21 protein-coding genes, 2 tRNA genes and 1 other annotated feature are annotated in these 20,212 nt (G+C 47.7%); of the genes, 13 read left to right on the forward strand and 10 right to left on the reverse strand.

All coding sequences use genetic code 11. The features are described from left to right. Positions 1 to 95: 95 nt before the first annotated feature. From rpmG to rplL, 8 genes are all read left to right on the forward strand, one after another. Positions 96 to 266 (forward strand): 50S ribosomal protein L33, encoded by a 171-nt coding sequence (gene rpmG, locus LHF31_RS14445; RefSeq protein ID WP_013560304.1) that lies wholly within the window; start codon positions 96 to 98, stop codon positions 264 to 266. 45 nt (positions 267 to 311) lie between these two features. Further along, a tRNA-Trp gene (locus LHF31_RS14450) sits at positions 312 to 385 on the forward strand. Positions 386 to 468: 83 nt separating this feature from the next. Continuing rightward, positions 469 to 795 carry a preprotein translocase subunit SecE gene (gene secE / locus LHF31_RS14455; RefSeq protein ID WP_298004392.1) on the forward strand — a complete coding sequence of 109 codons (327 nt, stop codon included), beginning with the start codon at positions 469 to 471 and terminating at the stop codon, positions 793 to 795. 33 nt (positions 796 to 828) lie between these two features. After that, positions 829 to 1,509: a transcription termination/antitermination protein NusG gene (nusG, locus tag LHF31_RS14460; protein WP_298004397.1), complete on the forward strand. Its 681-nt coding sequence runs from the start codon at positions 829 to 831 to the stop codon at positions 1,507 to 1,509. 79 nt (positions 1,510 to 1,588) lie between these two features. Next, positions 1,589 to 2,014: a 50S ribosomal protein L11 gene (gene rplK / locus LHF31_RS14465; protein ID WP_298004400.1), complete on the forward strand. Its 426-nt coding sequence runs from the start codon at positions 1,589 to 1,591 to the stop codon at positions 2,012 to 2,014. Between the two features lie 46 nt (positions 2,015 to 2,060). Then, the gene (rplA, locus tag LHF31_RS14470) at positions 2,061 to 2,777 is read left to right on the forward strand and encodes a 50S ribosomal protein L1 (protein ID WP_298004403.1); all 717 of its coding nucleotides are present in this window, start codon (positions 2,061 to 2,063) and stop codon (positions 2,775 to 2,777) included. Between the two features lie 27 nt (positions 2,778 to 2,804). Then, positions 2,805 to 2,959 (forward strand) — a sequence feature (ribosomal protein L10 leader region). A 27-nt stretch (positions 2,960 to 2,986) separates the two neighbouring features. Continuing rightward, positions 2,987 to 3,517, forward strand: coding sequence for a 50S ribosomal protein L10 (gene rplJ / locus LHF31_RS14475; protein WP_298004406.1), 531 nt, complete (start codon positions 2,987 to 2,989; stop codon positions 3,515 to 3,517). A 57-nt stretch (positions 3,518 to 3,574) separates the two neighbouring features. Continuing rightward, positions 3,575 to 3,964 carry a 50S ribosomal protein L7/L12 gene (gene rplL, locus LHF31_RS14480; RefSeq protein WP_298004408.1) on the forward strand — a complete coding sequence of 130 codons (390 nt, stop codon included), beginning with the start codon at positions 3,575 to 3,577 and terminating at the stop codon, positions 3,962 to 3,964. A gap of 67 nt (positions 3,965 to 4,031) precedes the next feature. Here rplL and lexA read toward each other — a convergent pair whose 3' ends face one another. Continuing rightward, a complete protein-coding gene (gene lexA, locus LHF31_RS14485; RefSeq protein WP_298004411.1) occupies positions 4,032 to 4,757 on the reverse strand; it encodes a transcriptional repressor LexA in 726 nt (241 codons plus the stop codon). A 355-nt stretch (positions 4,758 to 5,112) separates the two neighbouring features. On the opposite strand from lexA, the gene LHF31_RS14490 reads away from it, so the two are divergent. Next, positions 5,113 to 6,687, forward strand: a complete 1,575-nt coding sequence (locus LHF31_RS14490; protein WP_303774475.1) for a DUF4153 domain-containing protein — start codon at positions 5,113 to 5,115, stop codon at positions 6,685 to 6,687. 74 nt (positions 6,688 to 6,761) lie between these two features. On the opposite strand, the gene LHF31_RS14495 is transcribed toward LHF31_RS14490, so the two are convergent. Continuing rightward, entirely contained in the window at positions 6,762 to 7,808 is a 1,047-nt protein-coding gene (locus LHF31_RS14495; RefSeq protein ID WP_298007807.1) for a prohibitin family protein, read from the reverse strand. An 83-nt stretch (positions 7,809 to 7,891) separates the two neighbouring features. Beyond that, positions 7,892 to 9,253 (reverse strand): cytochrome P450, encoded by a 1,362-nt coding sequence (locus LHF31_RS14500; RefSeq protein WP_298007805.1) that lies wholly within the window; start codon positions 9,251 to 9,253, stop codon positions 7,892 to 7,894. A 44-nt stretch (positions 9,254 to 9,297) separates the two neighbouring features. Between LHF31_RS14500 and LHF31_RS14505 the strand changes: the two genes are divergently transcribed. Further along, positions 9,298 to 10,083 (forward strand): biotin--[acetyl-CoA-carboxylase] ligase, encoded by a 786-nt coding sequence (locus LHF31_RS14505; RefSeq protein ID WP_298007804.1) that lies wholly within the window; start codon positions 9,298 to 9,300, stop codon positions 10,081 to 10,083. A 242-nt stretch (positions 10,084 to 10,325) separates the two neighbouring features. On the opposite strand, the gene LHF31_RS14510 is transcribed toward LHF31_RS14505, so the two are convergent. Together LHF31_RS14510 and LHF31_RS14515 are read right to left on the reverse strand one after the other, a co-directional pair. Next, positions 10,326 to 14,009 carry an HD domain-containing phosphohydrolase gene (locus tag LHF31_RS14510; protein ID WP_298007802.1) on the reverse strand — a complete coding sequence of 1,228 codons (3,684 nt, stop codon included), beginning with the start codon at positions 14,007 to 14,009 and terminating at the stop codon, positions 10,326 to 10,328. A 99-nt stretch (positions 14,010 to 14,108) separates the two neighbouring features. Continuing rightward, entirely contained in the window at positions 14,109 to 14,549 is a 441-nt protein-coding gene (locus LHF31_RS14515) for a CBS domain-containing protein (RefSeq protein ID WP_298007800.1), read from the reverse strand. A gap of 185 nt (positions 14,550 to 14,734) precedes the next feature. Between LHF31_RS14515 and LHF31_RS14520 the strand changes: the two genes are divergently transcribed. After that, a complete protein-coding gene (locus tag LHF31_RS14520) occupies positions 14,735 to 15,139 on the forward strand; it encodes a DUF4332 domain-containing protein (RefSeq protein WP_298007798.1) in 405 nt (134 codons plus the stop codon). A gap of 34 nt (positions 15,140 to 15,173) precedes the next feature. Here LHF31_RS14520 and LHF31_RS14525 read toward each other — a convergent pair whose 3' ends face one another. Both LHF31_RS14525 and LHF31_RS14530 read right to left on the reverse strand, forming a co-directional pair. After that, a complete protein-coding gene (locus LHF31_RS14525; protein ID WP_298007796.1) occupies positions 15,174 to 16,091 on the reverse strand; it encodes a glycosidase in 918 nt (305 codons plus the stop codon). Position 16,092: 1 nt separating this feature from the next. Continuing rightward, positions 16,093 to 17,451: a glycoside hydrolase family 32 protein gene (locus LHF31_RS14530; RefSeq protein ID WP_298007794.1), complete on the reverse strand. Its 1,359-nt coding sequence runs from the start codon at positions 17,449 to 17,451 to the stop codon at positions 16,093 to 16,095. 147 nt (positions 17,452 to 17,598) lie between these two features. On the opposite strand from LHF31_RS14530, the gene LHF31_RS14535 reads away from it, so the two are divergent. Beyond that, a complete protein-coding gene (locus LHF31_RS14535) occupies positions 17,599 to 18,210 on the forward strand; it encodes a ClpP family protease (RefSeq protein ID WP_303774479.1) in 612 nt (203 codons plus the stop codon). Positions 18,211 to 18,279: 69 nt separating this feature from the next. Here LHF31_RS14535 and LHF31_RS14540 read toward each other — a convergent pair whose 3' ends face one another. Next, a complete protein-coding gene (locus LHF31_RS14540; RefSeq protein WP_298006006.1) occupies positions 18,280 to 18,621 on the reverse strand; it encodes a DsrE family protein in 342 nt (113 codons plus the stop codon). Positions 18,622 to 18,850: 229 nt separating this feature from the next. Between LHF31_RS14540 and LHF31_RS14545 the strand changes: the two genes are divergently transcribed. After that, positions 18,851 to 18,925: transfer RNA gene (locus LHF31_RS14545), tRNA-Pro, on the forward strand. Between the two features lie 276 nt (positions 18,926 to 19,201). Here LHF31_RS14545 and LHF31_RS14550 read toward each other — a convergent pair. Next, positions 19,202 to 19,459: a hypothetical protein gene (locus LHF31_RS14550; protein WP_298006009.1), complete on the reverse strand. Its 258-nt coding sequence runs from the start codon at positions 19,457 to 19,459 to the stop codon at positions 19,202 to 19,204. Between the two features lie 85 nt (positions 19,460 to 19,544). Next, positions 19,545 to 20,051 (reverse strand): ISAs1 family transposase, encoded by a 507-nt coding sequence (locus LHF31_RS14555; RefSeq protein WP_298006012.1) that lies wholly within the window; start codon positions 20,049 to 20,051, stop codon positions 19,545 to 19,547. Between the last annotated feature and the right edge of the window lie 161 nt (positions 20,052 to 20,212).

Below are 20,212 nucleotides of genomic sequence, written 5' to 3' on the forward strand. Positions count from 1 at the left end.
TCCGCGAAGGCGGTCTGACGGTCGGCGCGGGCGTCATCACCAAGATCCTCGAGTAGGAATAGACGGAAGGAGCAGCCGGGAGGCTGTAGGAGCATATGGCATCGAAAAAGAAAGATATTCGCCCTGTGATTACCTTCGCGTGCGTTGACTGCAAAGAGCGGAACTATACCTCTCAGAAAAATCGCCGCAATGATCCCGGGCGTCTGGAACTGAAGAAGTATTGTCCGCGTTGCCGAAAGCACACTCTGCATCGCGAGACGAAGTAGAAAGTTGGAATGGAACCGGCTGGTTCCCCGCCAGCCGGTTCGTAAAGGCCAGTAGCTCAATTAGGTAGAGCACCTGTCTCCAAAACAGGGGGTTGTGGGTTCGAGTCCTGCCTGGCCTGCCTTGAATATGGCGACGCCGACCTCGCCGCAAGGAAGCGCGAATGGTGAGGCGGCGTTTTAGCCGTAAAGACAAGGAGATACTGTGGCTGAGAAAACGTTAAAAACCAAACAGCAAGAAAAGACGAAAGAGGCATTGGCTCAGAAAAATGCCCCCGTAGTGCGTAAGGAGCAAAAACCAAAGGCGGAAGCACCTCGCGCTGCGGAGAAAAAACAACCGGCTCGGCCGGGCCGTTTGGCTACATGGTGGCGGGAAACAATCGGAGAACTCCGAAAAGTCACCTGGCCCACTCTCCCTGAAGCCAGACGGTTGACTGTGATTGTCCTTGTCGTTGTCGGTATCACCAGCCTGGTGCTGGGTTTATTGGATTGGGTTTTCTCACGGCTTATTGCTCTGTTGATTAGCCTCTAGTGTCTCGCGGATTGAGAATAAACGGTTATAGAGATGGAAGAACCGAAAGATCAGAATTTTGATGCGGATTTTCTGGAGGAGGAAAAACCACGTCGGAAAAAGAGCCGAAGTGGTGAGCCTCGTACTCCCCGGAAGACCTCTGTTTCTGCAAAGCCCGAAGAACCGGCTCCTAAAGAAGGAGAAACCGAGACACCTGAACGTGCCTGGTATGTGGTCCACTGTTACTCCGGGTATGAAAATAAGGTGCGTCATAACCTGGAACAGCGTATTGAAACCATGGGAATGAAAGACAAAATTTTTGATGTGGTCATTCCCACCCAGGAAGAAATTGAGGTCAAAGACGGAAAACGCAGAACGGTCGAACGCCACGTTTTTCCGGGATATGTTCTGGTCAACATGATCATGACAGAAGAATCCTGGTATGTGGTGCGTAACACTCCGGGAGTCACCGGCTTTGTGGGCATGGATCAACCCACTCCTTTGCGACCTGAGGAAGTAGCCCAGATTTTGAAACGAATGGAGGCTGAGGCTCCGCGGGTCAAAGTGACCTTTAAGGTGGGAGAGCGTGTCCGCATTGTTGATGGACCGTTTAATGATTTCCGTGGCACCGTCTCGGAAATTGACATGGAACGCAACAAGGTGCGGGTCATGGTGAATTTCTTCGGGCGTGAAACACCTGTTGAACTGGATTTCTTGCAGGTCGAGAAAGCGTAGTAAAATATCAGGCGCAAGCCTGATGAGTGGAAGGGCGATCCCTTAATCCGCCCGCTAAAACCACAAAGGAGTTAGAACTGTGGCAAAGAAACTTAAAGCAATTGTTCGTCTTCAGTTACGAGGTGGAAAGGCTACGCCTGCACCTCCGGTCGGTCCAGCCTTGGCTGGTCATGGGATCAATATTATGGCGTTTTGTAAGGAGTATAATGCCCGTACCTCCAACCGTGCCGGTGAGTTGATTCCTGCTGAGATCACGGTTTATACCGATGGTTCCTTCACTTTCATCCTCAAATCGCCTCCGGCTTCCGAACTCTTAAAGAAAGCCGCTGGCATTGAGAAAGGGTCATCTGCTCCGAATCGCGATAAAGTGGGCAAGGTCACCCGTGCTCAGATTCGTGAGATCGCGGAAATCAAAATGAAAGATTTGAACGCGATTGATATTGAGGGCGCGATGAAGCAGATTGAAGGAACTGCCCGTAATATGGGTATCGTTGTCGTTGATTAGTGGGAGGGATGACATTCGGTCTCCCGTTATGACCACGGAGGAAAAAATGGCAAAACACGGAAAGAAGTACTTACAAGCATTAGCAAAAATTGACCCTAACCGGGTGTACGAACCCAAACAGGCGCTGGAATTGATTAAAGAAATTTCCTACGCCGACTTTGACGCCACGGTGGAAGTGCACATGCGCACTGGTTTGGATCCCCGCCAGGCTGACCAGCAGGTTCGTGATGTTGTGGTTCTCCCTCATGGTTTAGGCAAGACTGTGCGGGTTCTGGTATTTGCCCAGGGAGATGGTGCTGCCCTGGCGCAACAGGCTGGCGCTGATTATGTTGCCGATACCGATGAGTGGATTCAGAAAATTCAGGGTGGTTGGACCGATTTCGATGTCGCAATCGCCACCCCGGACATGATGGGAAAAGTCGGGCGTTTGGGTCGTATCCTTGGTCCCCGCGGTTTGATGCCGAACCCGAAAGCCGGCACTGTAGTGCCCGCAGAAGACTTGCCGCGCGTGATCAAAGAGTCCAAAGCTGGCCGTGTTGAGTTCCGTCTGGATAAAAGCGCCAATCTGCATGTTCCGATTGGAAAGGTTTCTTTTGACGTTGAAAAACTGTACGAGAACCTTTCTGCACTGATGGATGCCATTCGAAAAGCCAGACCAGCCGCTGCGAAAGGTGTGTACATTCGTCGGGTTACTCTGGCGCCCACAATGGGACCCGGTGTACGCATTGACCCGAACGTGGCTTTGTCCTTGACGGTTAAGTAAGAAACTGTGGTATAATTCGCCGCGTTTGGTGAACCATTTGCTTCACCGCTGAAAGCAGGTGCCGAAAGGCTTAATATCCCGCCGAGGTGAAGACGTCTAGATCTCAGGATCGCCTCCTTTTATCAGGAGTGAAAAGCGTCTTTGCCTCCAGGGTGTGACAAAGACGCTTTGAGTTTTAAAATCTAAAAACGGAAGGAGGTGAATACACTTTGGCATTCACAAGAGAACAAAAATCCGCCATCATGCAACAATACCAGGAGTGGGTGGCAAAAAGCCAGGCAATGTTCCTGCTGGAATACTCCAAGATGAACCAGAAGGACATGGATGCTTTGCGCGCGAAGGTGCGAGAGGCTGGCGGTGAAATCCACGTGGTGAAGAATACCCTTTTTGGGAAGGTGCTCTCTGAGGCTGGCGTGGATTACGGTAAGTTGCTCGAAAAAACCACCTTGGTTGGTTTTGCCTTCAATGATCCCCCCGCACTGGCAAAGGTCATCAACGATGCGGCAAAGTCTGATGTGTTTGCGGTCAAAGGCGGGTTCCTGGGGAAGGTCTTAATCAGTGCTGCCCAGGTCAAAGCCTTAGCCGATATGCCGCCGTTGCCTGTGTTGCGTGCACAACTGTTGGGTGTTCTGTTGGCGCCGGCTTCCAAACTGGTTCGCACCATTGCCGAACCTGGTCGTTCGATCGCTGGCGTGATCAAAGCATACTCCGAAAAGGGTCAAACCGCTTCGGCAAACTGATTGTGAAATTTGATTTTTTTTTGAAAATAAACCATACTGAAAGAGGAGTATTAAACAATGGCTGACTTAAACAAACTCGTTGAAGAACTGAGCGCGCTTTCTGTTCTGGAAGCCGCTGAACTGGTCAAGATGCTTGAGGAGAAATGGGGCGTTTCCGCCGCCGCTCCTGTTGCCGCAGTTGCTGCTATGCCTGTTGGTGGCGCCGCCGCTGCTCCCGCCGAACCCGTCGAAGAAAAGACCGAATTTGATGTTGTTCTCAAGGATGCCGGTCCCAAGAAAATCGAAGTCATTAAGGTCATCCGCCAGCTCACCAACCTGGGTCTGGTGGAAGCCAAGACCATGGCTGAAACCGCCGGTGCCAAAGTTCTCTCTGGCGTTGGTAAAGAAGCCGCCAATGACGCCAAGAGCAAACTCGAAGCCGCTGGCGCAGTGGTCGAGATCGCTTAGTCTACTTTACATATAGAGCCAAAAAAGCCCGGAATGCCCGGGCTTTTTTGTTTGTCAGGTGTAGTGGTTAATGAGATTTGAACTGTCGCAGGACAAGAACCACTTTGCCGCGTACCTGCACTTCTTTTTCGGGACGAATGATGGGTTGCATGGTGCGATTGGCGGGTTGCAATCGGACATAGCCATTTCTCTCATTGTAGTAGTATTTCAATGTAGTTTCGTTATCGCGCGTCAACCAGACCGCAACCATATCGCCATTTTGAGCCACTTCTGCCCGTTTCAGAATGACGATATCCCCATCATTGATCATAGCGTCAATCATGGACTCCCCTTCCACTTCCAGAGCAAATAAATCAGTAATTTTCTCTTTATTGGGGAGGAGGCTTTGAGCAACTTCCACCGTGCTCAGTGAGTCAAAGTAGGGTACATCCGATTCAGGCATGGGGATCGGGTAACTGGCGCCAATACGTCCAATGAGAGGAATGCTGATCAGTTCATGAGCCACACGCTCCACAGTTGTTTTCGCTGATTCAAAAGCCTGCTTGAAAGGCGTCTGACCATCCAGAGTTCGTAAAACACGAATGCTTCTGGAAATCCGCCCTCCGCGTTCAATATAACCGGCTTCCTGTAACTGGTTCAGGTAGTAGTCTACCAGCGAAGTCGATTCCACATGGATGTGATTGCCAATTTCACGAATGGAAGGGGGATAGCCATGTTTTTCTTGATAGGAAACAAGAAATTCCAGAATCTTTTTTGACCGCTCCCCCAAGCCTTCACTTTTCCGTGCCATCATTATGGGTACCTCCTGAGCACGATTTATCGTTCATTTGTGCTATAAACATTATATTAGAACAAGTTTTCAATGTCAATATATTAAATGGCTAAAAACCCAAGCCAGTTTATTAAAAATCTGGTCACTGTAAAGTTTCATCCTTGTTCTGGCACGATTTTTATCCAATTCCAGACTCCTGTCCGTTTCTGGGTATGGGGTGAAGAGGGTCATTCTTATCACTGAGAGATCCTGATGTTTTGGTGATAGTCTTTGAGAGACATTGTTCTCTACACTGAATGGCAGTTTACGGAAAAATACTGAAAACCTAGAGCATTTTCTCTCGACAAAACAACCTTTCAACCTGGGAGGCTTTCGAATGCCAAAGTCACATAGATCATTCTGGGCAGTTGCTTTTTTGATTTCAGCAGGAATAGATTTCCTTTTCTGGAAAAAATCAGTTGGTATTTCCTTTTTCATCTGGTCTCTGTTGGCGATGGGGGGCGCGGTTTACCTGCTTTATCGCGAAGGGCATCGTCCGGCTCGGGAAAGCATCTGGCTGGGTTTTATGATTACCGGGTTAGCATTGATCCCTCTTATACGAACAGAACCATTCACTCGTTCTGTGGGAGTTCTGGTTGCTTTATTTGCTTTGATGGTGCTGGCAACAACTTTGAGGAACGGTTATTGGAGCGCTTACACCATATGGGATGTGATTCGTGCTCTGGCTGTTTTCCTGTTCTCTTCGGTTACCCGACCATTTACCCTGTTGATTACCCGGAGTGATTCTCTCAAAAGCACGCAGGGAAATTTCATCACACGGCAAGGATGGGCAGTCCTTCGGGGAGTGATGCTGGCTTTGCCAGTGGTTGGAGTACTGGCATTACTGTTGGCTTCGGCTGACATCGTCTTTGCCGAACGTTTGCTATCGGTTTGGAACGTCCTGAGGCTGGAAAACCTGCCAGAGTTGCTTTTTCGGGTTTTCTACATTGCGGTATTTACATTCATCTTTTGTGGCGTATTGCTTCATGCAGTACTGCCTTCCTCTGATGTACAACCTACTCCCATTGATAAGCGCATCATCCCGCCGTTTCTTGGCTGGACGGAAAGCAGTATTGTGCTTGGAAGTGTCAATTTATTGTTTTTGTTTTTTGTGGTGCTGCAATTCCGTTACTTATTTGGGGGGCAGGTAAACATCCATGAAACCGGTTTTACCTATGCTGAATATGCCCGTCGGGGGTTTGGAGAACTGGTATGGGTAGCGTGCATCACCCTGTTGCTGATTTTGATCCTGAATACGATCTCGCAGCGTGAGACACCTGCTCACCAGCGTGGGTTTATATTCTTGAACAGCCTGTTGATTGGTCTTGTTCTGGTGATTCTGGCTTCTGCGTGGCAACGCTTAACCCTTTATGAGCAAGCCTATGGCTTTACTCGCTTGAGAACCTATACGTTTATCTTCATCCCATGGTTGGGTTTGCTGATGCTCACGGTTTTGGGCTTGCTTGTTGCCCATCAAATGCGCAGAGTTGCACAGGTTATTTTCCTTTTCACAGTTGGTTTTGGGTGGTTATTGGGAATCTGGAACATTGATGGCTGGATTGTTCGACAGAATGTACAGCGCACGCTGGAGGGGTACGACCTGGATGGAGATTATTTACAATCCCTTTCTGCGGATGCTGTTCCTGAAATAATCAGGCAGACACAGCAGAAAGATTTGCCCGAAGCGGCTCGTCATGAACTTCTGATTGGTCTGGCTTGCCGGACTTCCCAATTTCCATCGCTAAAGCCGGCATGGCAGTCCTTCAATCTGAGTGAAGACCGTGCAGGTAAACTGCTGTCTATGAACACCTCTCTGTGGCAGGCTTACCCGGTTAAAAAAGACACAAATGGTGTGTACGTGATCCAGAATGGTACCCCTCGATATTGCCAGCCATTGAACCATTGGGATTAAACAAATATTTTGTGTTAAGAAAGAGAAGTTGCAGGGCTTCTGCAACTTCTCTTGGCTTGTTTTTAAAGTCAGTCTTATTGAGGTGTGGTTGGTTGAGTGGGAGCAGGCGCCTGGAGAGAACCCGGGTACGGAAGGATGATAGGTGTATTGGAAGGTGTCATAATCACCTGAACATTGGGAGCCAGTTTGGTAATATATTGATAGTTCAAAATGTCCGGGTTGTTCTTGATGACATTGGCAATGTATTCCAGTGCTTTGGCTTCGGCTTCTGCCTGGATGAGTCGTGCTTCCGCTTCCCCTTTTGCGCGAATCACTGCCGCGTCGGCTTGCCCTTGAGCCACCTGACGGGCTTGTTCGGCTTCCTGTTTCTTTTGCTCAACCACAAATTTAGCCTGTTGAGCCTGTTGTTCGGCAATCTGCTTTTGTTCAACGGAAGCGGCGTATTCTGGCGAGAATGTGATATTCCTCAACACGAAATCTTTGAGAATAAGACCATTCGCTGCTAACTTTAATGCCATGGTTTCATTCAGGGTTTGAACAAGTTCTGCGCGTTTGGAACTGACTACTTCATCCACACGCATTTGAGAGACGGCATCCCGAATAATGCCTCTTGCCAGAGGGCGCACCAGATCGGAAGTGTACCGATTTTGCCAGAGGATGTGTACTTTTACCACTTCGGTGGGGTTGATCGCGTAGATGACAGATGCATCTACATAAATTTCCTGCCCATCCTCAGTTCGCGCAGCGATGGAATCGTCTCCCTCAATTTGACCCTCACGGGCAGCAATGGACATAGTGTAAGTTTGATTGGCAATTGAGTATCGTACAACCTGTTCCGCAAATGGAATTATAAAACGCAATCCGGGTTCCAGAGGTTCTTTTCGATACCCTTCGGGAGAAACAGCAGAGATCACCACGCCGCGTTCCTGGGGTTCGATAAAAACCAGCCCGGCATTCAGGGTGGTCAGTAAAACCGCAAATAAAATCATAGCGGTAAGCACCCGTCCGCTTCCGCGGGTTGGCTGATTACGTGATGCACGCAAAATGACCACTCCAAAGGTGATGAAAACGATGAACCAGATTGCTCCAACAAGGAATGATGTTAGCGAAGAAATATTCATACGACTCTCCTTCTATAATGGATTATAGCCTGTATTCGGGCTTGTTTTTTGTAAAGAATTCGTAAAGAATGTGCAGTAAGATCCTACTGCGGAGCAGCGTGATTGCGCCAGAGAGCGCTGAGGTGCAATCCACCTCGTGGACGGAGCGTTACCAGTGCATCTACCATCGGCTTCTGATGAGGTGGATTGAAATGCAATGCCTGAATCATGGTAGCCAGAATCAACTTCGCCTCAATCATAGCAAACTGGTTGCCAATGCACAGTCGCGGTCCGGCTCCAAAGGGGATAAACGTAAAGCGATGAGAAGTTCCTTCCGGGTCCTGTGCAAACCGTTCCGGTAGAAATACTTCTGGATTCTTCCAATACGTTTCCAGACGATGAATCACATAAGGGCTGATCACCATAATGGCTCCCGCAGGGATAGGGTAACCCAGAATTTCATCCTCTGCCTGGGCTTTTCGGGTGATTAACCACGCTGGAGGATACAGCCTGAGAGCCTCGGTAAACACCTGCGCCGTGTAAGGGAGATTATCCAGGTCTCTGGTTGTTGGCGGGTATCCTTTGAGCAATCCAAAAACCTCATCAAACAAACGCTGCTCTACATCCGGGTGAGTGGAAAGGAGGTACCAGGTCCAGGTCAACGCGCTGGCAACCGTTTCATGACCCGCAATCAGCAGGGTCATCACCTCATCGCGGATCTGGCGGTTACTCATCCCTTCGCCGCCTTCTTCATCTCTGGCTTGTAAAAACATTCCCAGTAAATCCTCACCGGGATCCCCTCTTTTGCGGCGTTCCTGAATGATTTGTTCTACCGCTTCTTCCAGGGTTCTTAATGCACGTTTGAAAGCCAGGTTACGAGGCAGGGGCAGGGCGGTGGGAATCAGGGTAAGAGTTTTTACCCGGTACACAATGTAATCCAGTGTGGTAAGAACGGCTTTTGTCAGGTGAGGGGCGTTTTGACTCAGGTCAATCGAAAAAAGGGCTTTGCCAACAATTTCCAGGGTGAGTTGCATCATTTCGGCGTCTATGTCAATGGCATGATTCCCGGGAAATTGTTTCCATCGAGCCAGCAGGCTTTGCGTAGAAGGGACCACGATGCGATCTAAATTCATCAATCTTCCCCGGGAAAAAGCAGGCTGGGCTAACCTACGTTGTCGCAGCCAGTTAGTTCCATCGTTTGTCAGTAAGCCCTTTCCTGTGATGATGGATAATGAATTGAATTGGATTGTATCTTTCGAATAGTTCCGATGATTATCCTGTAGAACATGCCTGATGGCGCCTGAATCAGCCAGGTGAATCACCGGGGTTTTGAAGGCTTGAAAACGGGAAATCGGTCCAAAGGTTTTATATAATCCCATCAGGAATTCGAGGGAATTGGATTGGATGGCGCCAATTTGAGGAAGTAATTCCGCATTCGTTGGTCCGGGGATTTGTTTTTTGTTCATGGGATAATTTTAGCAAATACTACTTTCCGAGTAAAATATACAACATGGATGTAGAAACAATTCGTGCCAGGTTATCATCACTTCCGATCAATGAAATTCAATACCTTCCGGAGACGTACTCCACGAATGACGATGCGCTGGCATGGGCACAAGCCGGCGCTCCAGAAGGCGTGATTGTTATTGCGGATAAACAACTGAAAGGGAGAGGCAGACTTGGGCGTACCTGGGTTACGCAACCAGGCGTATCTCTGGCGTTCAGTATCATTCTTCGTCCGACGATTGATGAAACCGAGAAACTGTCTTTATTCTCTCCCTTAGGGGCTCTGGCAGTAGCGTTAGCCCTGGAAGAATTCGGACTTTCCCCTGAAATCAAATGGCCCAATGACGTGTTGGTTTCCAGGAAAAAAGTCAGCGGGATTCTTGCCGAGACTGCCTGGTTGGGAAGACATATTCAAGGAGTGGTGTTGGGAATCGGCATCAATGTTGCATCTGGTTCCATACCAGAAGCAAACAGGTTATTGTTTCCGGCAACCTGTGTGGAGGAAGAATTGGGCAAACCTGTAGATCGGTTATCTTTGCTCGAAGCGGTGTTGCGCCATCTATTTGCGTGGAGAAACCAGGTTTGTTCCGGGATCTTCATTGAGCAGTGGCGCAAGCGCCTTGCCTTTAAAGGAGAAAAAGTGCTTGTCCGAACTCCTGAAGGCGAATTATCGGGTGTGCTGTATGATATTGATCAGAACGGTGCGTTGGTTTTATCGTTGGGTGGAAATCAATTTCAGACCATTCTTGCGGGAGATGTTCAACTTCGACCCTGTTCTGTGGAGGATTAAGAGATGCTTGAGGATTTAAGAAATTCTGCCAGTTCATCCTTTGAGGAAATCGAACAGGAAGCGCCCTCCGTATCACCCGGGAGCCCAAGACGTTCAGGGAAGAAATCCGGAGAGTTTTTAGGCATGACGGCTTTCCAGCGGTTTATCATTGCATTGTTGTTGTTCATGATGACGTGCGTTCTGGGCGCTTTTTGTCTAATCGCGTTTGGAAAAGTTGTATTGCCTGTTTAGAGGACTTCCCGTCATCCTTTATCCTGAAGACGATGATTCAGGAACTTGATGAACGCGGGAACCAGGTCAGGGTCAAACATCCTTCCCGCGTTTTCCTGTAGAAAAGCCATTACCTGTTCATCGCTCCACGCTTTGCGGAAAGGGCGTGGTGAACGCAAAGCATCCCAGACATTCACAAGGCTGAAGATTCTGGCGGAATAGGGTATCTCGTCACCCTTAAGTCGCAGGGGGTATCCGCTTCCATCCCAATTCTCGTGGTGCATATAAGGAATCATTGCCGCAGATTGCAGTAAAGGTACCGTTGATAACAGATTAAAGGCATACACCGGTGATTGCCGGACAATTTCCCATTCAGTATCGTTCAAGATTCCCGGTTTTTGTAAAATCTGGCGGGGAATCATCAACTTGCCAATGTCGTGCAGGATTGCTCCCCAGCGAACATATTGTAATGAAGTTCCATTGACTCCAACAAATTGAGCGAACCGAACGACCGTCTCCGCCAGCTGGAGTGTTGAGCCTTCTGGCTGATTTTCGTGCCATTCTACCGCCTTAGCCCAAGCGGTTAAGGTGGCATCATAAGCAATTGACAGCTCCAGATGGCTGCGTTGCACTCTTTCGATCAGTTCAGCATTATTGATGGCAATGGCTGTTTCTGTGGCAAGCGCTTCCAGGAATTGAACCCATTCTTGAGAGGGTGTAAAAGGACGGCGATGAAAGGTCTCCAGAACACCTTTGACTTCTCCCTGCACGATCAACGGCACTGCAAAAAACGCTACAAACTCTTCATAACTGAAAAGGTGGATTCGCTGAAAATAGGAAGCGATTCCTTCCCGGTTATAGATTGAGACTGTTTTGCGGGTAAGGGCGGCTTTCCCTGCCTGATCTTCACCAATTCGTAACCTTGTCCGGGCAATATCAATTGCTCTAAACCCTTCTCCCGCTGCATACTCCAGCATGTTTGTGGTGGGATTAACCAGAAAAACGGCAACAGCATCAACCTGAAATTGCCCAATTATTTGATTCACCAGCGATCGCAGGGTGAGATTCAGATCCAGACTCGCCGAGATAGAAGTGCTGATAAGATGAAGTGATGTCATATACTGGAGGCGTAGATTGGCTTGAACGAATGAAGTAATGCGCTCAATGATCGCTGCTCCCATTTTACAAAGAGCTTCACAGGCTTCTATGAGGGAGGGGAAGATAGGAGGTTCCACCAGAAGGGCCATAAAATATTGCAAATTGTTCAAGAAAATTTTTGTGGGCAAAAAGATTACGTGATAACGCGCAAAATCAATATCCGGAAAGATATCCAGAGCCGGGAAAATTTTGGTCTCTCCACTTTCCTTTATGTTTTGCAAAGTATTGATGAGAGAGGTACCGGCATGGAGAATCGGAACCTTTCTGAATACCCCGTGGGGATGTTGGGCTTCATAAATTCGGGTGTCCTCCTGGAAAGTGAACCAGGCCGCGCCATCAACTTTCAATTGCTCTACTAACTCCTGAGGAATCTCCTGAAGGATTTCATCAAGGGAACTCTCAGATTGAATCTCTGCCGCGATTTTCCTTACCCCTTGAGCATAAAATTCTTCTCTTTTTTTCTCAGTGATTTCTGTCAGAACTGCCAGAATTCGTAGAGGTTCATCGTCTTGTGGTTCAAGGAAAGTGTGACTCCACAAAAACCATCGTTTGGGTTTTGCCTTATAGAGCAACACAGGAACATCCTGAAAGGTTTGGCGATCTCTCACAATTTGGGGAAATTTTTCCAAAGTCATGGCATCATCGGGAAATTCAAAGAGGGACAAAATGAAGGGAATGTCTGAGGTGGACTCAGAATTGCCCAGGACATCCTCCCATTTCTTGCTACTTACCAGCAGATTGCCCGAAGCATCAAAAATCAAAATCCATGCGTTAAATACCTTCGACAGAAAATCGGAATACTGCGCTTGAGCAGACATCGCCAGTTCGATGTTTCTCTTTTCGGTAATATCCAGCAAAGAAATTCGTATAGACGTTTTGTTCTCAAAAAGAACGGGTTGAATGGTCAAATTGAGCCATCTCCACACACCGTCTAGAGGAGAAAGCCTGATGGGAATGGGAGACTCAGAATCGGTGGTTCCTTTCGGATTTTGAAGCAGGGACAGAATCTTGTCTTGATCTTCTTTGTGAACCAATTTCAACAAATCGGAGAGATTGGTAGGTGGTTCTTCTCGATTTAGAAGATGTTTAACTCTGGAATTGCAGTATAGAATTTGCGATCCATCGGCTATGATTTCGGCAGAATTCGATTGCTCTAATACGTTTAAGTATTCCTCAAAAGCATTTTTCTCTCCGGTGATATTTTGAGCACTTCCAAGGATTCGGGTCAATTTCTGCTGGTTCTCATCAATTTCCGGAATGAGGTGGAACCGGTACCAGAGGGGCTTTCTCTCATTTTGAGGGATTTTAATTTCCAGAAAGATCTGTTGCCCATTTTGAAGTGCGCTTCTGATTTGTTCAACAGAGGAATGGGTTGAGCCGTGGATGAACTGAGAGATTTGTTCGCAGAAGTTCTCCGGTTGAATCTCAGGTATAAGGTTTTGAAGTGCTTCAAAGCCCCACCCAATGGTCCATTGCCCATCTTTCACTCGAATTCCAAAGGTGAAATTTCTGGTGTAAGTGGTAATTATGCGGTATCTTTCTTCTGATTCCTGAAGGTCTTGGACGATTTGTTTGTGTTGTTGAAGCGCTTGCTCCACCTCTTCTTTTTGCTGGAGAAACCGGTACAGATGACTGGCTATTTGACCAAATTCACTGGTTTCATTTAGAAGGGGTTTCAATGCTTCCACCTGATGATTCTTCAATGCGGAAGAAAGTTGCCCCAGTGGACGGATAACCCATATACTCAAAGTGGCAAACACTAGCCCGATAAAGGAAACCGTCAGAAGAAATAAAAACAGGCGATTTTGTTCCTGTGTTTTTAAGAATTCTGAAATATACGGGTTATCAAATTTCCCAATCAAATAGGCTTTCGGCGAGCCATCAATTCCGTCCAGCCCGTACATCACGTAAAGACTGGTTTCTGAAAAAGGCATTGTCTCACCCAACCCTTCAGGGGGCTTTAGTGTAATTTCCAGATTAGCCAATTGACTGAGGTGCTGGAGATGTTCGTTATCCCAGGTTTGTCCTGCAAAAAAATAACCGTGAGGAGGGGTTTGATGCGCTACATCTTTACTGGAATGGATACTGGCTCCATAAACCGACATTGCAGGAACGTTGGTTTGCCAATCGGTATATTTTATGTAGGGTTGGTTTTGGAAGAATTCCCCGGGGGGTTTTAAAAGGTGCGGAGCATACTGCTTGCAAAGAGGCTGTTGGTTTTGATAAACCAATTCATTTTCTAAGGAATAGATCCAAAGGCAATCGATTTGAAAAACTCTGGAAGAAGGTTCCAGAACATGATTTGCCCAATCCTCATTGGGATTTTCCACAAAATCCACCAGTTCATCCCAAAAAGTGTAATCGAGGATGAGCGTCTGGAAGGTTTGTTGTTCCTGTTCAATGGTTTGAGAAAAGAGACTTTGAAGTTGTCTCTGCTGTTCTTCTGTAATTTGGAAAAAGCCGGCTCTCTGACGGTTTTCCAACCATCCAAGCCCAAATAGAAGTACACCGCTCAGTAAGATTGTAGCAACAAGAACACGGTAACGGATAGAGATCATGAAGGTATCCTGCAGGCAATTTCCCCCCTGAGGTTAACCCGGCAGTTAAAACAAAACAACCCGCTTATTTCGAATCGAGTTGTTTTGTTAAGGATCAAATTAGATCAGGTTAACCCACAGGAAGTGTTCAAGTAATTCAATGGTATTCTGCTTATCTGCCAGAATATGTTTTACCACATCTCCAATAGAAATTAAGCCAATGAGTTTCCCTTCCTGAATGACGGGGAGATGGCGGAGTTTTTTTGCGGTCATTACCGCCATACATTCGTCCACGGTGTGTTCCAGGTTGACGTAATAAACAGGATGGCTCATGATGTTCCGAACAGGGATTTCCAGGTCTAAACATTCGCTAAATTCTACTGCGTGACGGGCAAAGTCGCGTTCTGAAAAGATTCCCACCACCTGGCCATTCTCCAGAACAGGCACTGCTCCGATGTGCTTCTCAGCCATCAGCTTCAGGGCTTCTCGCAGGGTCATCTCCGGAGTTACGGTCCAGACATCATATCCTTTTTCTTCCAGTAATTCTTTCACAGTAGCCATCTCTCTACTCCTTTCCCATCTTATATTCGATTATGGGAGGATAATGGCGCCTTGTCAAGCCGTTCTACCAAAAAAAATGGGTGATTCAGGATGAAAACAGGAAGGATTTATTTCTCATACCTTTTTAGAATATCAGGAGAAAATTTCATTGTATAATTTCTTTATCCAGGTATAAGGAGGAAAGAATGACTGCACTTGTTGATATTGAAGGAATTGGTGAAGTATATGCTGAGAAATTAAAATCCGTGGGGGTTACTTCTGTGGAGAAACTCCTGGAACTGGGTTCCACTCCCAAGGGCAGAGATGACCTTGCCAGACAAACCGGAATCAGTCAGGATTTGATTCTCAAATGGGTAAATCGGGCTGATCTCTATCGCGTGAAGGGCATTGGTTCTGAGTATTCGGATTTGCTCGAAGCCGCAGGCGTGGATACTGTGGTTGAACTGGCTCAACGCAATCCTGAGGCATTATATAAAAAACTGGATGAAATCAATGCGGAGAAGAAACTGGTTCGGCGAATGCCTACCCCAGACCAGGTTAAGGAATGGGTAGAGCAGGCTCGTCAATTGCCCCGAGCCGTTCATTACTAAAAAGATTGCCCAGCCGATTGGCTGGGCTTTTCAATTAACCAAAACGAGCGTAGTCTATCAGTTCGCTAAGAGGGCAGGTGGCTAAACCAATCACATGATCGCCCCCACCGTAAAACACATAAACTGTCTCATTGACGACAGGATTCGCACAAGAGAAAACAACATTCGGAACGTCTCCGCGTAACTCCCACAATTCTTCGGGCCAGAAAATGGGGTCTTTGGGGCGATGAATCACTTTGGTTGGGTTATCCAGGTCCAGGAGGACTACGCCAATTTTGTACACCTTATTTTCATCATAGGCATGATTCAAGACAACCCAACCATATTCTGTTTCAATTGGGACGCCATTATTTCCCACGCTTCGAGACTCCCATAAATTTTCAGCACGTGGACCGTAGATGGGGGCCATTTGCTCAGGGGGCCAGTGAATCAAATCATCGGAGTAGGCAAGCCACACCTGGGGCCATCGCCGATGGAGTGCAACAAATTTTCCCCCAATCTTTCTGGGAAAGAGGACATGGTCTTTGTTGTCCTCACCGACTACAATGGGACCTAAGCGTTCCCAGGTAATTAAGTTGTGGCTGCGCGCAACCATCGGAAGTATTCCGCCTCCCGCGTGAGTCGGTTGCCCGCTCCCTCGAAATACACTTCCGTAGGCAGTGTATGTCATGTAATATGTGCCCTCAATTTCCACAATACGAGGGTCTTCCAGTCCCCGAGATTCCTCAGGGGATTCGGGTGCCATGATGGGGTCTTTTAAACGGTTCCAGTGAATGCCGTCTGTAGATATGGCGTAGCCGAGCCGGCTCACCCAGTCCAAACCCTGCGCCCGGTAGATCATGTGAAATAAGCCGTTGGCGTAGAGCACCCCCGGGTTAAAGACGTTATAGCATTCCCATGGTGATTGAGGATCGGGAAGTAAGACAGGTTTTGGATAGCGGTTGAGTTTCATATCACTCCTTTTTTGGATTGTAGATGGATTGTAATGTGCGGAAAATCATTCGTGAAAGAAGAGGAGTTCCGCCACGCTTCTTCAGGAGGATAAACGGTTCTGGAATTGCTTCCAGCGTGCAACAGGAGAAATTGTGAGTTCCTCCCAGACTGAACACCTCAAGGCTGGTTCTGTCGATTAATAATCTCAGATCTAACGTATTTGTATGGGGTGGTAAAGATGCAGAACAATCCAGTACCTCAAGTTGATTGTCCCGAATATTCCAGGTAACGGGCAATTTGTTTACAACCATCGTGATCATATCCGCATTTCCAGACTCTAATTGGATTTCGACGTCGAGCAAGGAAGAAGGGGAAACCGGTAAAACGATTTCGTCTTGTTCCAGTAGAACAGTGTTCCACTCAAACGATTGGTCCCATAAGGTTTCAATCTCTTGAATGGGGCGCCGGCAAACGCGTATTCCTTCGGGTGTTTCCTCCAGACCTAACTCACAGGGAAACCCCATCTGCTGGTTGAATGGCATTCCCGGATACTCACCACCCCGCATCCATGCCATTTGAATGCGACGTCCATCGGGAATATCGCTGAAGGTTTGGGTGGCGTAAAAATTTTTCCCCCAGTCACTGGAAATGAGGGCTGTTTCTGCTTTAAAGAAATGACCATCAAATTCCCCGAGCAGATACTGCCCATTTGCTGCCATAAATACCCAGCGGGAAATATCCGGATTTCCTTTCAGAGGCAGTTCAAAGAAATCCGGGCACTCCATACAACCTGGAAGGCTGAGTCTTTGCAACATTGTCCATTCTTTTAAGTTGGGAGAAGAAAGCAGAGCAAACTCCTCTCCCTGAAGATATAACGCCATGATCCATTTCTGGCTGGGTTCATGCCAGATCACTTTGGGATCGCGATTTTCCGGAGCAAGTTCTGGCAGAACCGGATTGCCCGTAAACTTGGTGAACGTTTTTCCTCCGTCATTGCTATAGGCTAAACACTGAGTAAATGGCTTGCCTTCCGATTCAGGGGATGTTCCACCCGCCGCTGTATATATCAACACCAGTGCGGGAGATTTTCCTGTCTGAAATCCTGCAGTGTTATGCCAGTCAACCACGGCTGAACCAGAAAACATGGTTCCCATCGAATCGGGCAGAAGGGCATGCGCTGTTTGTTCCCAGTGGATTAAGTCGGTGCTGATTGCATGTCCCCAGGTCATGTTTCCCCATTCATTTCCAGACGGGTTGTGCTGAAAGAAGAGGTGATACGTACCCTGGTAGTACACCAGTCCGTTAGGATCATTCAGCCAACCTTTCCGGGCGGTAAAATGAAATTGGGGGCGGTAGGGCTCGGCGAATTCTGTATACATGAGAAACCTTTCGTTGGGTTTTATATTAGAGTTTGATATGAACTGTGAACCTTTATCTTGACAGAGATTCGGGTGGCAATATAATCAAACGTGTATTTTATCTTGATTTAAACAGTTGGATAGGGGGCTGACTGAAAAGGAGAAGAGATGAGTCATAGCGATCGAAGTGTTTCCGAGTTTTCGCCTGCCGTTACCAGTGGGATTATGGATCTGAACGCTTTGTTATTAAAGAACCGCATTATTTATCTGGGTACGGCAATTGATGACAAGGTGGCAAATAATATTGTGGCACAGTTGTTGTTCTTGAGCAACGAGGACCGCGAAGCGCCTATCCAGATGTACATCAATTCCCCCGGCGGGCAGGTATATGCGGGTTTAGCCATTTACGATGCCATGCAAATTATTCCCAATCCGATCAGCACTTTAGCGGTTGGAGTAACGGCTTCTTTTGGGACCGTGCTGCTTGCCGCCGGTACAAAAGGAATGCGTTATGCATTGCCAAACGCCACCATTCACATGCACCAGCCTTTAGGAGGCGCCCAGGGACAGGCAACCGAAATCGAAATTCAAGCCAGAGAAATCCTGAGGCTTAAGGCGCGCCTTAACCAGATTCTTGCGGCTCATACTGGGCAAACTGTTGAAACCATTCAGCGAGACACGGAGCGCGACCGTTATATGGACGCCCAACAGGCAATGGAATACGGGCTGGTAGATCACATAATGGAAATACCAGCCTTCAAACGGCTTCCGGGTTTATAGAAATGAAGGGCTGTCCACAGTGATTCGGACAGCCCTTTTTATCAAAGGGTATATAAACTTAGCAGATGCTTAAATGGTAATGACTTTAGCGGATTTTTGCAGGGCTTCGATAATATCTCCCATGCCACCAACAACGCCGACGGCAACTTGATCTTCCAACCCATATCGCCCCAGGCAAGTCTGACATAAGACAATCTCCGTACCTCTGGACTCAAAGGCTCTTAACTCTTCCAGTACGGGGGATCCCTGGCAAGCCAGTTTAACACCATCGGTATAAAAAACCATCTTTGCTGGAATTTCTCCCGTATCGAGCCAGAGGGTTAAGAACTTCTTGATCAGGGTTTGCTGGAGGTCTGCGGGTCCATCTCCCATTCCAAAGCGGGTAAACAATATGACGAGATCTTTTTTCATTTTAGCCTTCTCCTGAATGACAGAATAAAAAGTTCTAAACCATTTTACCGGGAAATGATAAACCGATCCTTGATTCTCTAATAATTTCCTGCAAAAGGAATCACTAACTTTGCCCTTATTGTGAAGTGATGATGACGATTTGCAGGATGCATCCCTTAGATAAACATAGAGTGAATATTCCTTTCTTCCTTGCCATAAAAATGGGTGTGGGGTAAAATAGGTTCAGTTACGGGGCGTGGCTCAGCCCGGATAGAGCGCACGGTTCGGGTCCGTGAGGTCGGCGGTTCAAATCCGCCCGCCCCGACTTCCACAGGGATTCCATCCCTGTCTGTCCCCGTCAACGCACCCGATGGATCCCTGGGTGCGTTTTGTGTTCTGGTTGATGAGCACCTGTTGCCATCCTTCCCACATTATCAGATCCACACCTTTTCTGTTTTTTCCCCTGCTCATATAAATCAGTCCAGGGTAAGTACCGCTTGTCTGTCCAGCGTCTGATGGAAGAGTCGAAGGGAACCTACAGACAGTACGCTTACTCGGAAGTATTATCCTCTTAGTAAACAAACAATGTAGCAGGGCTTTCTTAAAGTCGAGAGAGGAGAGCAAAAGCGCGCTCAGGCTGAGCGGCAAAAAGGCGGCGAGCCCAAGGCAAGTAGCGGAATTTGTGTTTGCCGATGAGCAATCCAAGCACAAGGTTATTGATGCAGGCCATGACCTGACTGGTTTTTCCTTTGGTCATCCGGGTTCGGTCTTCCTTCAAGGTGACATCTCGGTGATAGTGAAGGCAGTTTTCGATACCCCAATCCGCACGAATGGTATCCAGCAAGCGTTCTGGGTTCATTCGCCTTCGACAATTTGAACAGAAATGGCTCGTTGGGTATGCAACGCATCCCCCATGACAATCTTGTCGCGCAAATCGATCTTGCTCAGTAGTTGGGGGCAGCCGGGATTTCACTCCCTTTACCATCGATGGCCACCTCCATCAGCACAATCCCTTCTGCGGGCAAGTAGGCGGCTAATAGATACGTGCCGTTTTGTTCGTCATCCAGCCTGCCGCGCAACACCTTCCCGTCTATACTTACCAAAACCTGTTTCCCAAAAGAGCGCTTTTCGTTCAAGAACGTGCTCACGATTTCTTCCAGGGCTTCCACATCCAGCACGGTTTCACAAATACGCCGATAGGTGCTGTGATGCGGCATCGTCTCACGCTCTAGTTTCAACCAGGTTTTGAATTGTGACCCACGATGTTTCACCCAATCGGCAATCCCACTGGGCGTATCTTCCCCACATATTTTTGCAATCACCATCATCACCAAAAGATCCGCCAGGCGATAGCGCAGCCCTTTGGGCTTTCGGCTATCTTTTAGGGTTTGAAAATATGCACACAAACTGCCTGCATCGAAAACAACACCCTGTTTTGTGGTAGACTCCATCTTGACCTTCCTCTGTGTATGTTTTTTTTGTTTGAGCAACAAAAGATTACACGAGAAAGGTCTTTTTTTCTACCCTTGGGACTACTTTAAGAAAGCCCTGTGGCTGGTGTTTGTCCCAAGAATGGTTGGTGAAATAGAGAAAGGAGCAAGGTCGAATATTC

It is taken from the genome of Anaerolinea thermophila (assembly GCF_020723905.1).
In the GTDB taxonomy this organism is placed as follows: Bacteria; Chloroflexota; Anaerolineae; order Anaerolineales; family Anaerolineaceae; genus Anaerolinea; species Anaerolinea thermophila_A.

What these genes read in the sequence shown, in the direction of transcription:
- rpmG (WP_013560304.1), top strand. Translation starts at nt 96, where the DNA reads ATGGCATCGAAAAAGAAAGATATTCGCCCTGTGATTACCTTCGCGTGC.
- nusG (WP_298004397.1), top strand. Translation starts at nt 829, where the DNA reads ATGGAAGAACCGAAAGATCAGAATTTTGATGCGGATTTTCTGGAGGAG.
- rplA (WP_298004403.1), top strand. Translation starts at nt 2,061, where the DNA reads ATGGCAAAACACGGAAAGAAGTACTTACAAGCATTAGCAAAAATTGAC.
- rplL (WP_298004408.1), top strand. Translation starts at nt 3,575, where the DNA reads ATGGCTGACTTAAACAAACTCGTTGAAGAACTGAGCGCGCTTTCTGTT.
- lexA (WP_298004411.1), bottom strand. Translation starts at nt 4,757, where the DNA reads ATGATGGCACGGAAAAGTGAAGGCTTGGGGGAGCGGTCAAAAAAGATT.
- LHF31_RS14490 (WP_303774475.1), top strand. Translation starts at nt 5,113, where the DNA reads ATGCCAAAGTCACATAGATCATTCTGGGCAGTTGCTTTTTTGATTTCA.
- LHF31_RS14495 (WP_298007807.1), bottom strand. Translation starts at nt 7,808, where the DNA reads ATGAATATTTCTTCGCTAACATCATTCCTTGTTGGAGCAATCTGGTTC.
- LHF31_RS14500 (WP_298007805.1), bottom strand. Translation starts at nt 9,253, where the DNA reads ATGAACAAAAAACAAATCCCCGGACCAACGAATGCGGAATTACTTCCT.
- LHF31_RS14505 (WP_298007804.1), top strand. Translation starts at nt 9,298, where the DNA reads ATGGATGTAGAAACAATTCGTGCCAGGTTATCATCACTTCCGATCAAT.
- LHF31_RS14510 (WP_298007802.1), bottom strand. Translation starts at nt 14,009, where the DNA reads ATGATCTCTATCCGTTACCGTGTTCTTGTTGCTACAATCTTACTGAGC.
- LHF31_RS14515 (WP_298007800.1), bottom strand. Translation starts at nt 14,549, where the DNA reads ATGGCTACTGTGAAAGAATTACTGGAAGAAAAAGGATATGATGTCTGG.
- LHF31_RS14520 (WP_298007798.1), top strand. Translation starts at nt 14,735, where the DNA reads ATGACTGCACTTGTTGATATTGAAGGAATTGGTGAAGTATATGCTGAG.
- LHF31_RS14525 (WP_298007796.1), bottom strand. Translation starts at nt 16,091, where the DNA reads ATGAAACTCAACCGCTATCCAAAACCTGTCTTACTTCCCGATCCTCAA.
- LHF31_RS14530 (WP_298007794.1), bottom strand. Translation starts at nt 17,451, where the DNA reads ATGTATACAGAATTCGCCGAGCCCTACCGCCCCCAATTTCATTTTACC.
- LHF31_RS14535 (WP_303774479.1), top strand. Translation starts at nt 17,599, where the DNA reads ATGAGTCATAGCGATCGAAGTGTTTCCGAGTTTTCGCCTGCCGTTACC.
- LHF31_RS14540 (WP_298006006.1), bottom strand. Translation starts at nt 18,621, where the DNA reads ATGAAAAAAGATCTCGTCATATTGTTTACCCGCTTTGGAATGGGAGAT.
- LHF31_RS14550 (WP_298006009.1), bottom strand. Translation starts at nt 19,459, where the DNA reads ATGAACCCAGAACGCTTGCTGGATACCATTCGTGCGGATTGGGGTATC.
- LHF31_RS14555 (WP_298006012.1), bottom strand. Translation starts at nt 20,051, where the DNA reads ATGGAGTCTACCACAAAACAGGGTGTTGTTTTCGATGCAGGCAGTTTG.